Origin of the sequence: Chryseobacterium gotjawalense (assembly GCF_030012525.1) — a bacterium.
GTDB classification, from domain to species: Bacteria; Bacteroidota; Bacteroidia; order Flavobacteriales; family Weeksellaceae; genus Kaistella; species Kaistella gotjawalense.
The window spans coordinates 2300841-2313283 of sequence record NZ_CP124855.1; the positions used below are offsets into that span (position 1 = coordinate 2300841).

Sequence of the window (12443 nt, forward strand, 5' to 3'; positions counted from 1 at the left end):
TGATTTAGAAGTTGTTTTATCTTGTAAACAAAAGTTCTCTGTATTTGGTCAGCGGCCATAATTCGTCGTCAACCATCATTTCAAGCTCATCAGATGAGTTTCTGATTTTAGCAAAAAATGGGATAACTTCCTCACAAAAAGAATCGGCCATTTCCCTGGAATTGCTTTTTGATTTTGCGTTTTCGATTGCCTCAAGCAGATTTTCCACTTCTACTTTAATGATGCTTACATGTCCTGAAATATCTCTGATGAGACTCATTTGTTCTTTAGCCAAAGTTTGATACTCGGCATCACCGAAGATTTCTTTTAATCCTTTCACGTTTTCAATGAGGCGGTTCTGATATTTAAGGGCGCAGGGAATAATGTGGTTTCTTGCAATATCAGCGATTACTCTTGCTTCAATAGCGATTACTGATGAGTATTTCTCTAATTTAATTTCATTTCTCGCTTCCATTTCACGATGGGTGTAAATGCCAAGCTCCTCATATAATGCAATAAATTTCGGATCCAACTCCCTACTCAGAGCCTGAGGCGTTGTTTTCAAGTTGTTCAGTCCTCTTTTGGCGGCTTCGATGGCCCATTCTTCTGAATAACCATCGCCTTCAAACATAATATTCTTAGAGTCTTTAATGTATTCTCTTAATACATTAAAAATCGCTTCGTCTTTTTTCAGGCCACTTTCAACCAAAGCATCGACTTCTATTTTGAAAGTTTTAAACTGTTTGGCGGCGATCGCGTTCATCACGGTCATCACTTCTGCGCAATTCGCAGAGGATCCAACCGCTCTTATTTCAAATTTGTTGCCGGTAAAGGCAAATGGAGAAGTTCTGTTTCTGTCGGTGTTGTCTAGTAAAATATTTGGAATTTTACCCACCACATTTAACTTAAGGTCTGTTTTTTCTTCAGGAGATAATTTTCCGTCTTTTACTTTTTCAAGCTCTTCTAAAACGCCAAATAACTGCGAACCGATAAAGGTTGAAATAATAGCAGGAGGCGCTTCATTGGCACCTAAACGGTGATCGTTGCCGGCAGAAGCAATACTCACTCTTAATAAGTCTGCGTAATCATGGACTGCTTTCAGTGTATTGACGAAGAAGGTCAAAAACTGAAGGTTCTTTTTAGGGTTTTTACCCGGGCTTAAAAGGTTTTCTCCGGTATCGGTGGCCAAACTCCAGTTGTTGTGTTTTCCGCTTCCATTCACTCCGGCGAACGGTTTTTCGTGGAATAAAATATGGAAATGGTGTTTGTGCGCAACTCTCGCCATTAAATCCATTAATAATGAATTGTGATCCACAGCGACATTTACTTCTTCAAACATCGGAGCTAATTCAAACTGGTTCGGGGCAACTTCGTTATGACGCGTCGTTACAGGAATTCCCAGTTGAATTGATTTGATTTCCAGTTCTTTCATGAAGTTCATTACCCGCGTAGGAATAGAACCGAAATAGTGATCGTCTAACTGTTGGCCTTTTGCAGGAGAATGCCCCAAAAGTGTTTTTCCGGTAATGACCAGATCCGGCCTTGATTGATACAATGCAGAATCTACTAAGAAATATTCCTGCTCCCAGCCTAAAGTAGGAATCACTTTCGTTACATTTTTGTCAAAATAAGACCGGCAAATATCAGTCGCAGCTTCATCTACGGCATGTAATGCTCTAAGCAGAGGCGCTTTGTAATCTAAAGTCTCACCCGTATAAGAAATAAAAATGGAAGGAATGCATAAAGTTGTTCCCATGATGAACGCGGGCGAAGTTGGATCCCAGGCCGTATAACCACGTGCTTCAAAAGTGTTTCTAATTCCGCCGTTTGGAAAAGAGGAGGCATCTGGTTCTTGCTGAATCAACATTCCCCCGGAAAACCGGTCAATGGCGCGGTCACTTTCGAATGGAGTAAAAAAGGAGTCGTGCTTTTCTGCGGTAGATCCAGTCAAAGGTTGAAACCAGTGGGTGTAGTGGGTGGCTCCTTTGCTTATCGACCAGTCTTTCATGGCTACTGCGATTTGATCTGCGACGTCCCTTTGGATTTTCAGTCCGCTTTTAATGGCATTCTGAATGGACGTAAATGCTTCTTTGGTTAAGTATTCTCTCATCGTTTCTTCTGAGAAAACGTTTTCACAAAAAAGTGAAGATAATTTTGCAGGAACTTCCACTGCATTTTCTTTTCTGTAATCTTTCTGAGAAAGTAATTCTAGCGCTTTAAATCTTAAATTTGACATTTGGTGTGTTTTTGATAGGGTAAAATTACAAAAAATACATAAACAAAATAGATTTGCCCATAAATTTTATGGGGTCATTTTTAAAAATAGAGGATTTAATATTGAAACCATTCTTTTTAACTATAATGAATTAGGATGATTTTTTTAAAATCGTTGGAGGAAATAATTTGCAAATAATTACAGTCTGGCACGGTCGAATGAAAAAGATAAAGAAGCAGAAAGAATCTTATCGTCAACAAATCATTAACAATGAACAGAATCCATTGGGGGAGCGTAAAAATTAGAACTATTTCCTTATATTTGTATGAAATTTTACACTATGGTAAATTCACGAGCAAGAGAAACCACTGAAGCAATCGAAAGACTTTATGTTTCTATGCGTCACTTATTCTATCGCGGTTTTTTCAAACCTGCCGGGATCTCCGGAGAAAGCCTCCGGTCACTACTTATGATCATCAACCCGGAAATTTATGGAACAATGGGAGTTCCGAACAAAATAGAGTTAGACGGACTTCTGTATGTTTTAGACAGACTTCCGGAAGGGATTGAGGAATGCTCATTCATTCATCTTACTTCTGATGAAGGTTTCGACAAAGGAAGCTTCGAAGTTATTGTTCCTAAAAAAAGAAGAAGAAACTGTTATCGTATCGACGAACATCAAATGAACATCGAAGTTCTTCTGGGTCGTTCTGAAATTTACGATATTCTCACTCACCTTACTTTCCTTTATATTGAAGCGGACAAAATCCGCAAACTCGCCTTCCTTTCTGAACGCAGCGACAAACCAAGCAGAGCCTGGAAAATTATCGAAGAAGTTGCAACAGGCGATAAAAAAATGAGCAGAAAAGAGAAAGAAGTGGCACTGATTCACCTATCTTCATTGTTAGGACGAACCTTTGATGAAACTTTGAACGCTTATAACAGTTTCGGCGATGATAAAAATCCGGACCGTCTTTTCAAAATCATTTATCATTTAGGAAACGAAAGTTTTAATGATTATAAACAAATCAGAGAAAGAGAAGTTCATTTCTCGGCAATTCTCAGAGAAAGAGTAGGCCACCATTTCTTTGGCGAAAAATGGGCGAATAAAGTAAAACAGGTTTTAGCAGAAAATAATCTGCAGATGAGACCTTTACATATTATTTCTGCCAACATGCATTCTGTGAAAAATATGCTTTTTGCAAATGATGCTATCGGGAAAAAAGTGACTAAGAATGTGGACTATAAAATGTATGAAGAAATTTCCAACAAGAAAACCTTGCAGGAAAAAGTTCTCGTACATTCCCAAGATGCCGGTTTGATTTATATTCACGATCAAAGCGGAAGCAATATCGATGTTCAGATTATCGATTTGGCAAAAACCGATTTGAAAAATACACCTTTTGCAGACCTAAATTATTCGGGAGACGATGTGATTATGGTTTTCGATTATGCATTCGGTGAGCAGGCTTACGAAGTAATGGACGAACTTTTACGTCCTTATGACTATAATGGCGAAATCTACACGATGAAGGTGAAGTCCATTTCGATAATGGGGAAAGCCGGAATTTTGATGGGCGGAAAAGGAGATATTATGATTCCTACTTCTCACGTATTTGAAGGAACCGCAGATAATTATCCGTTTGAAAATGCTTTGAAATTAGCAGATTTCGAAGATGACGAATTACGGGCATTCGAAGGCGGGATGGTTACCGTTTTGGGAACTTCTCTTCAGAATAAAGATATTCTCCGTTATTTTATGGACACTTCCTGGAAAGCGATTGGGCTGGAAATGGAAGGTGCGCATTATCAGAAAGCCATTCAGGTTGCCTCGAAAATCCGCCACCATATTTCAGAAGATCTTTTCGTAATGTATGCGTATTATGCGTCTGATAATCCTCTGGAAACTGGTTCTACACTGTCTTCCGGTGGATTGGGACTGACGGGAGTTAAACCGACTTACCTGATAACTTTAAGAATATTAGAGAAAATTTTAAAAAGCGGAATAGCTGCTAAGAAGTAATTTTTAATAAAATATAATAGCAACCCTTTCAGCGACTCAAAATGCTGAAAGGGTTTTTTCTTTTCTTAATCCTTTCCATAAAATCAAAAATTCTTACCTTTCCATTTTTAAAATAAAAATCATCATGAACAAAGGGTTTCTCATTATTCTTACTTTATTTTTCGGATTATTATCAGCGCAGAAAAACGCTTATTATCAACAATACGCCAAATACAAAATGGATATTGATGTGGATGCGAAAAACTTCACCTACAACGGAAATCAAACGTTGACGTACACCAACAATTCTCCGGATGAACTGGATGTGGTTTATTTTCACCTTTACTGGAATGCCTTTAAACCGGGTTCCATGATGGATCAAAGAATTGCGGGCCAAGGTAAAAATGGTGATTCGAGATTACAGAATAATGGCATTTCGCGTTTAGCTTCAATTCCGAAAGATGAAGAAGGCGCGCAAAATATCCATTGGATCAAGCAAAATGGGAAAAATCTGAAATTTGAAATCCAGGAAACGGTGATGAAAGTGTATCTGGATTCTCCGATAAAAGCCAATTCGTCAACCACATTTACGATGGAATGGGACGCAGTGATTCCGATGCAGATTCGCCGTGCCGGAAGAAATAACCGCGAAGGAATCGACATGACGGTCACACAGTGGTATCCGAAGATCGCAGAATACGATTATGACGGCTGGGCAACTTTTGATTATATCGGCAGGGAATTTCACGCCCCTTTTTCAGATTTTGAAGTCAATATTAAAATCGATAAAGAGTATGTAATTGGAGCGGGCGGAACTTTAGAAAACCCTTTAGAAGTAAAAGGTTATGATAAGAAAGCCACCATTAAAGCTGATAAAAATAACAAAGCAACCTGGAAATGGACTGCCAAAAACATGTTGGATTTCGCATGGGCTGCAGACCGTGATTATACTGTAGATTCGTTTGTGGTTTTAGACGGACCGAAAGTTTATTTCGTTTATCAAAAATCAGAGAAGACCAAATACTGGGAACAGTCAAAACCGTATGTAACGAAGTTTTTCCAGATAATGAATGCTACTTTCGGCAGATACGTTTATCCTTCGTACTCTTTTATTCAGGGTGGCGACGGCGGAATGGAATATGGAATGTGTACCATGATTCTGGGCGAAGCGAAAAGTTTAGACGGTCTCGTTGGTTTAATGGTTCACGAAGGCGGGCATTCCTGGAATCAGCAGATTATGGCTTACAACGAAAGCGTCCGGCCGTGGATGGATGAAGGTTTTACAAGTTATTATGATGATTCTGTGATGTACCAGTTATTTCCACCAAAAACACCACAGGCAAATCCGTTTACGGGAAGTTTAGACCGGTACAGGAATTTTGTAAAAAGAGGAATTGAAGAACCTGCCGTGTGGTTAGGAGACCATCACGATAATGGAACCGCTTACTCTTTCGCAACTTATGTAAAAGGTGAACTCTTTTTGGTGCAGCTGGGCTATATTATGGGAGAACAAAACCTGGCTTTGGTTATGAAAGAATTTTATGATGAATGGCACTTGAAACATCCAACCGATAGGGATTTCATGCATATTGCACAGAAAGTTTCGGGCATGGATTTGAAATGGTTCCTCAATTATTGGATTAATACCACCAAAACCATTGATTACGGAATTAAAGAGGTGAAATATAACGAAAACTCAACCACCATTATTTTAGAAAATAAAGGAACAATTCCGATGCCTATTGATTTTTCAATTTTGACGACCGATAAAAAAGTCGTGAATTACCAGATTCCTTTAAATATGACGCACACCTGGAAAACCAAAGATATTTACGGTGATTTCAAAACCGAAGCTTATTGGCCATGGACTCAGAAAGAATATACGCTGACAATTCCTTATACCAAATCACAGATTTCTGCCTTGGGAATTGATTTTTCTCAACGGTTAGCAGATGTGAATCTGGAAGATAATTTGGTAGAAGTAAAATAACGACGAAGAGAAACCAACGTTCAACAGAAAATCCGTGAAACTTGCGCGAAAATAAGAAGAAATGAATTCCATCGTAATCAATATAGGAAACACCAACATCCGATTCGGACTTTTTAATGACGACAACTGCGATGTATCCTGGATTTTAAATACTAAACCGTACAGAACCAGCGATGAAATGCAGATGCAGTTTATGATGATGTATCAAACGCATAGAATTGAAGCTGAAAATATCGACAAAATAATTATTGGATCGGTAGTTCCTCAACTCACTTACGATGTTTCAAGAGCGATTCAGAAAATTCACGGTAAAAAACCGACTGTTGTTGATCGAAATACTCCGTCAGAAGTTCAGCCAAAATCAAAACAAATGGGTACCGATATTTATGCCAACTTGGTCGCCGCACATCATCTTTATCCTGCCGGTAAAAAGAAAATTATTTTCGATTTCGGTACAGCATTAACGGCGAGCTGCATTAATGAAAGTGGAGAAACCCTCGGAGTGATTATCGCTCCGGGAATTATTACCGCACTAAACTCTTTAATTCACGATACCGCACAATTGCCTGAAATCGAATTGGTAAAACCGAAATCCGTTTTGGGCTTAGATACTGTTTCCTGCATGCAAAGCGGGATGGTTTATGGTTATTTAGGTATGGTTGAAGGATTTGTAGACCGTATTAATGATGAGGTTGAAGATGAATGTTTCGTGATCGCAACCGGCGGAGTTTCCCATGTTTACAAACCTTTAACGGACAAAATTCAGATTGCGGACCGACTGCATACTTTGAAAGGATTGTATTATTTGGGAAAAAATTTATAAATGTGAATAGCGAATCGCTTTAGGGTGAATAGTGAACAAAGTGAATTATTCCAAAAGCAGTCGTGCGAGGAATCCACTCCATTGAAAATTTACCGAAAGAAATTGAGCTGAAAGAATTCACCCGAAGGGATTCTCTATCTTTTATTTTTAAAAAACTCTTTTACAATTACCGAACATTCATGTTCCATAACGCCTACAACAATTTCTGTTTTTGGATGCAGGTTTAAATGTTTATTGATAAAACCTCTCTGTTCATCTCTCGCACCAATCACGACTTTAGAAATCTGCGACCAGATTAAAGCTCCAGAGCACATGACACAGGGCTCGAGCGTCACATACATCGTACAGTTTTGCAGATATTTGCCGCCGAGGTAATTTGCTGCCGAGGTAATCGCCTGCATTTCCGCATGGGCAGTAACATCATTTAAAGTCTCTGTCAGATTGTGGGTTTTGGCCAATATCCGGTCATTGGAAACGATGACACAGCCAATAGGAACCTCCTCTTTTTCAAAAGCGATCTGCGCCTGCTGGAGCGCCATTTTCATATAGTATTCGTCGGTAAACATAATTAATAGATTGTTGATGGATTTCTGTTGTAAATTTAAAGGATACTTATAATCAAAAAAAGGTTCAGTACAAAACTAAACCTTTTTCTAAAAATATTGATCTTACTAGAAACGATAACCAATTCCCAGCATTCCTTTTCCTGTAACCGGCGTATCAGAATATTCAGATTTCATCCCAAATCTCCTGGCAATTCCCATACTTGCTTCGAAAACAATATTTCTTCTGGCAACCCATTTTCCCCCAAAACCAATTCCGGCTCCTATGGTCGTATTCTTCTGATACGTGTAAGGAGAATAAACACCGGAACCAAAGTAAGTAGTGTACGCGGAATCATTTGATGTGGTGATCGGTATAAAACCTTCCACAAAAAATCCAGAAGCATATCCTTTACCAAAATACATTCGGTAATAAGGTGAAATTTGAGATTGCAAACCATCTCCATTGTTTTTGTTATCTAAAAGAACCAAGGCATTAATACCGATACCGGAATCTTTATTCAGCAGCCTTTCATAAGATAAATTCAAAGCCGGTCCTGCGATTAATTCAATCGGACTGATAATAATGTCATTTTGTCTTTGGTCAGCAGTATTTTGTGCCTGAACGCTAAGTGCAAAGAGGAGAGAGGCAATCAGTAAATAGTTTTTCATATTTTTTTTTATCAAATATAAAGTTAATTCCAATACGAAATGTTATTGCAATTAAATTTTTTAAGCTATTCGAAATTCATGGACAAAGGCAGTCTGAAACGGTATCGCACCGCTGTTCCATTAATAAAAGCCGGAGCAAATTTTTCCGGGAGAAGATAAAGTGCGATTTCGGCCTGGCGGTTAAAAGTGAAATTATCTCCTTCTGCTTTTACTGAAGTTATTGACCCATCTCTTTCAACAATAAAGAGCAGTTCTGTTCTCATCATTTTATGGTCAGCTAAAACGGCATTGGTATAAAAATGCTCTGCGATCTGCTGGCGCATGATATTGAAACCGCCCGGGTAATCTGCATTGCTGCTTACTTTAGCTTTTTCCGGATTATTACCGGAAGATGGTGCCTGCTTTTGAAAATGGTTTAAATCTTCCCGTATTTTGACCCTTACTAAAGCGTGAATCAAAGCGTTATTCTGAAGACTGTCGAGCTTCTGCATAAACTCGTGAAAATCCTTTTCAACCGTCATTTTATCGGCGGTGGTAACTTCACTATCGAATCGTTTCCGGAATTCACTGTTCAGCATGGAACGCTGATAATCAAAATAGTTTTTCACCATTTTAAATTCTTCGTTCTGCTGAGCAGAAGAAAAAAAGAAAATCAGGAGAAAAAATAAACTTAGCCGTTTTGTGAGCACAACAATTTTTTTTGTAAAGTAAAAATAATTAAAATAAATGAGAAGTTTTGTTATTGAAGTTAGAAACAGTTTTTCAAGGTAAGAAAGGTTTTTCAAGAAAACGCCAAATCCTGCAGCCCGACCTGAACGGAGCTCTTTTTCACAAAACGGAGTGGCGTGAAAAAAGCGGGAGTGGAGGGCGGATTAAGCTGCCCAAATAAAACGGCTCATCAGAATTATAAAAAAAGTCCCGCTCATTGCTGGGCGGGACTTTATATCACTGGGTGTAGATTTATTCTGCACTTGTTTCTTCCGTAGCTGGAACGTCTCCTGCTGGAGTTTCTTCTTCTTCATCTTCGTCAACAGACGCGCCACCTTTGGCTGCAGTTCTGGACATTTTAACAGCAACTACTACTGCGTTGGCAGGATGCATGAAAGTGAATCCTTCTGTTTTGATATCGCCAACATAAAGTTTGCTACCAATTTTAAGTGGAGTAACATCTACCACGATTTCGTCTGGCAAGTTTGCAGGGATTGCTTTCACTTTCAGTTTTCTGAAAGACTGTCTCATTGCACCACCAGCAACAACACCTTTTGAACGTCCTATAAGTTTTACAGGAACTTCCATCACTACAGGTTTGTCATCCGACAACTGATAGAAATCAGCGTGTAGGATTTTGTCTGTCAGTGGGTGGAACTGAATGTCCTGAAGTACGGCAGGAATGGTTTTTCCGTCAACCTCAATAGATACCGTGTGTGCTTCAGGAGTATATACCAAACCTTTGAAAGATTTTTCTTCTGCAGAAAAATTTAAAGTTTCGGCGCCTCCGTAAACAACACAAGGAACTAATTCAGCATCACGTAAGGCTTTAGTAGACTTCTTGCCTACGCTTTCTCTTTTTGTACCTTGAATTGTAATTGATTTCATTATAATTATATTAAAAAATTTTAAGGTTGCAAAGATATAAATTATTTTTTTAAATAATGAATTTATCGCTTATCGATTTGTGTTCATGAACCATTTTCATCACGTCTGCAAAGAGTTCTGCACAAGACAATACTTTTATTTTTGAAGATAATTCTGTTTTGATAGGAATTGTATCGGTAACAATCACTTCTAAAAGTTTGGAGTTCTCAATGTTTTCATAAGCTTTCCCCGAAAGGACACCGTGTGTTGCCATTGCCCGGACAGTTTTCGCTCCGTTAGCCATCAGAATATCTGCTGCTTTGCAGAGGGTTCCCGCCGTATCAATCATATCATCGATAAGGATTACATTTCTTCCTTCTACGTGGCCAATCAAAAACATTTCTTCGATAACGTTGGCTTTCTTTCTTTCTTTGTAGGCGATTACCACATCTGCCCCAAGATGACTTGCATAGTTTTTTGCTCTTTTTGCACCGCCCATATCTGGTGAAGCAATGGTAAGATTCTCCAACTTTAACTGCTGGATATACTCGATGAAAATCGTAGAGGCATAGAGATGATCTACCGGAATTTCAAAAAATCCCTGGATTTGGTCTGCGTGTAAATCCATGGTCATCACACGGGTTGCGCCAGCTGCGGTGAGTAGGTTTGCAACCAGTTTTGCGCCGATTGGAGCTCTTGGTTGGTCCTTTCGATCCTGTCTTGCCAGACCGTAATAAGGCAAAACTACCGTGACACTTTTTGCAGATGCTCTTTTGGCTGCATCAATCATGAGCAGTAACTCAAGAAGATTGTCTGCCGGTGGAAAAGTGGATCCAATCAAAAAAACCCGCCCACCACGAACAGATTCATCCAATACGGGTTCGAATTCCCCATCACTAAATTCCTGGAAATTAATTTTCCCCATTTCTTGCCCATAAAATTGAGCAATTTTTTCCGCCAAAACTTTGCTCGTTCTGGTAGAGAATAAATAACTTGCCTGATCAGCCATTTTTACTTTTTTTTAGATGTGCAAATTTAAAAAAATAAAACCACTCGAAGAATTCAAGTGGTTTTAAGTTTAATGATTTTATTTTATTTTATTTTGGGAATGTTACTCCTTGATACCTATTCACCTCTACCATTGGCAAAGTGGATTTATATTTTTGGTTAATCATTTTCAAAAATTCATTGGCGACAATTGCATATCCTCTTCCTGTTAGGTGAACTCCATCCAGAGAGAAAGTTCCTCCTGTAACAAATTTTGCGGTATATTTCACGCCATCAAACTGAATCCCGGAAAGGCCGTTCAATTCATTCATTTTCGCATTTGCATCTACGAAAGCTAATCCATAGCTATCGGCGAGCGATTTTATGGAAGCGTTATATGCATCAACTGCTGCTTTTACTTTAGCTGCTTCTGCTGCTGTTAAAACATGTTGATTTTCCAAAGGATATGAGATACCATAAACATTGATAGAAGCAGGTGCTCCCGATACCGTAGAACCAATTACTGATTTCGTAGGCAACAGGATATAATCCCCTCCGGTGCTTTGTCTTGCCTGACCATAAATCTGACCAAACGCTGCTGCTGTTGCTGCTCCTAATGATGGAGTTAATGCAAGGGTAAGTTCCGCAGACAGATTAGTTAAAGACACATCTTTAATTAAAACCGGGTTTGTAGAAGTAGAAGAAAGTAAATTAATTCTATTTCCAGCCCCAAAAGCGGTAAGCGCTTGTTTTAATGGGGTGTACAAGCTGGCATTCAAAACACTCAGATTTGCTCCTAAAGCAGCCGGTGTTAGCGGATTGTAAGGAACAGTAGTAAAGTAAGGAATTGAAGTAACAGAAGGAATGTTTGCAATAACTCCTTTGGTTGCGCCGGACATTTTAAAAGTTTCTAAAATAGTTTGAATTGACCCTGCAACAACGGCCGGATCAGAGATATCATTTGGACCATAAGTCGCTGGGTTGGTATTTCCTTTTTGGTCTGTACCCATTCCACCGGTTGTAGCGTAACTTAAAACGTCATTGTTTCCAATCCACAAAGAATAGAAAGTTGGTTTTTGAGCAATCGCATCATCCAACACTCTGGAGGTTGCGCTTGAAGAAAATCTTACATAATATGGATTTGCTGTTCCTGTTGAGACGCCTGCAATATTTCCGTATCCAGGAGTGACAAGGTGAAAGGATTTCGCACCAGGTATTCCCATATTGTTTAGTGAGCCTGTAATTTTTGTAGCAACATTGGTAGTTGGAGTCGCATTTATATTTAAAATATCAGGAGCACCGTTTGTAAATGATTTAATATATAATTTGGTCGCCTGTATTACAGTACCGCCAAGTACCAGTCCACCATTGTTATCCGCCATTAATGGTTGCACGAAAGCTCCGCCACCGGCAAGCTTCATTTGTTGGGCCATGATATTTGGGTAGGAATCGTTTTGTCCGTCAATATACAGAGCGTTGTTGCTGAATCCCGAAGTCAAAGAGTTTCCCAGTGAAACATATTTAGAAAAGTTTGCTTCTCCATTAGTAACCTGGATGCTGCTTACATCGGTATCAAAATCTGTTTCACAGCTTATTGTAAAAAATAATGCTGAAACAGCGATTGTTGAAATTAATATTTTTTTCATAATTAAATTTAA

General features: G+C 38.9%; 10 protein-coding genes. 3 read left to right on the forward strand and 7 right to left on the reverse strand.

The features are described from left to right. Positions 1-16: 16 nt before the first annotated feature. Positions 17-2215, reverse strand: a complete 2199-nt coding sequence (locus QGN23_RS10530; RefSeq protein ID WP_282904262.1) for a glutamine synthetase III family protein — start codon at positions 2213-2215, stop codon at positions 17-19. A gap of 319 nt (positions 2216-2534) precedes the next feature. On the opposite strand from QGN23_RS10530, the gene QGN23_RS10535 reads away from it, so the two are divergent. The 3 genes from QGN23_RS10535 (at position 2535) to QGN23_RS10545 (ending at position 7009) form a co-directional block, all read left to right on the forward strand. Further along, positions 2535-4217: a DUF6909 family protein gene (locus QGN23_RS10535; protein ID WP_282904263.1), complete on the forward strand. Its 1683-nt coding sequence runs from the start codon at positions 2535-2537 to the stop codon at positions 4215-4217. Positions 4218-4341: 124 nt separating this feature from the next. After that, positions 4342-6186 carry a M1 family metallopeptidase gene (locus QGN23_RS10540; RefSeq protein ID WP_282904264.1) on the forward strand — a complete coding sequence of 615 codons (1845 nt, stop codon included), beginning with the start codon at positions 4342-4344 and terminating at the stop codon, positions 6184-6186. A 61-nt stretch (positions 6187-6247) separates the two neighbouring features. Beyond that, on the forward strand, positions 6248-7009 hold the full coding sequence (locus tag QGN23_RS10545; protein ID WP_282904265.1) for a type III pantothenate kinase: 762 nt from the start codon (positions 6248-6250) through the stop codon (positions 7007-7009). A gap of 134 nt (positions 7010-7143) precedes the next feature. Here the strand turns inward: QGN23_RS10545 and QGN23_RS10550 are convergent, their stop codons facing one another. The 6 genes from QGN23_RS10550 to QGN23_RS10575 form a co-directional block, all read right to left on the reverse strand. Next, positions 7144-7575: a nucleoside deaminase gene (locus QGN23_RS10550; protein ID WP_282904266.1), complete on the reverse strand. Its 432-nt coding sequence runs from the start codon at positions 7573-7575 to the stop codon at positions 7144-7146. Between the two features lie 105 nt (positions 7576-7680). Then, entirely contained in the window at positions 7681-8223 is a 543-nt protein-coding gene (locus tag QGN23_RS10555) for a DUF3575 domain-containing protein (protein ID WP_282904267.1), read from the reverse strand. A gap of 65 nt (positions 8224-8288) precedes the next feature. Continuing rightward, on the reverse strand, positions 8289-8834 hold the full coding sequence (locus QGN23_RS10560; protein ID WP_282904268.1) for an energy transducer TonB: 546 nt from the start codon (positions 8832-8834) through the stop codon (positions 8289-8291). 349 nt (positions 8835-9183) lie between these two features. After that, positions 9184-9819 (reverse strand): 50S ribosomal protein L25/general stress protein Ctc, encoded by a 636-nt coding sequence (locus QGN23_RS10565; RefSeq protein ID WP_282904269.1) that lies wholly within the window; start codon positions 9817-9819, stop codon positions 9184-9186. A 49-nt stretch (positions 9820-9868) separates the two neighbouring features. Beyond that, a complete protein-coding gene (locus QGN23_RS10570; RefSeq protein WP_282904270.1) occupies positions 9869-10807 on the reverse strand; it encodes a ribose-phosphate pyrophosphokinase in 939 nt (312 codons plus the stop codon). Positions 10808-10895: 88 nt separating this feature from the next. Beyond that, positions 10896-12431 (reverse strand): SGNH/GDSL hydrolase family protein, encoded by a 1536-nt coding sequence (locus QGN23_RS10575; protein ID WP_282904271.1) that lies wholly within the window; start codon positions 12429-12431, stop codon positions 10896-10898. Between the last annotated feature and the right edge of the window lie 12 nt (positions 12432-12443).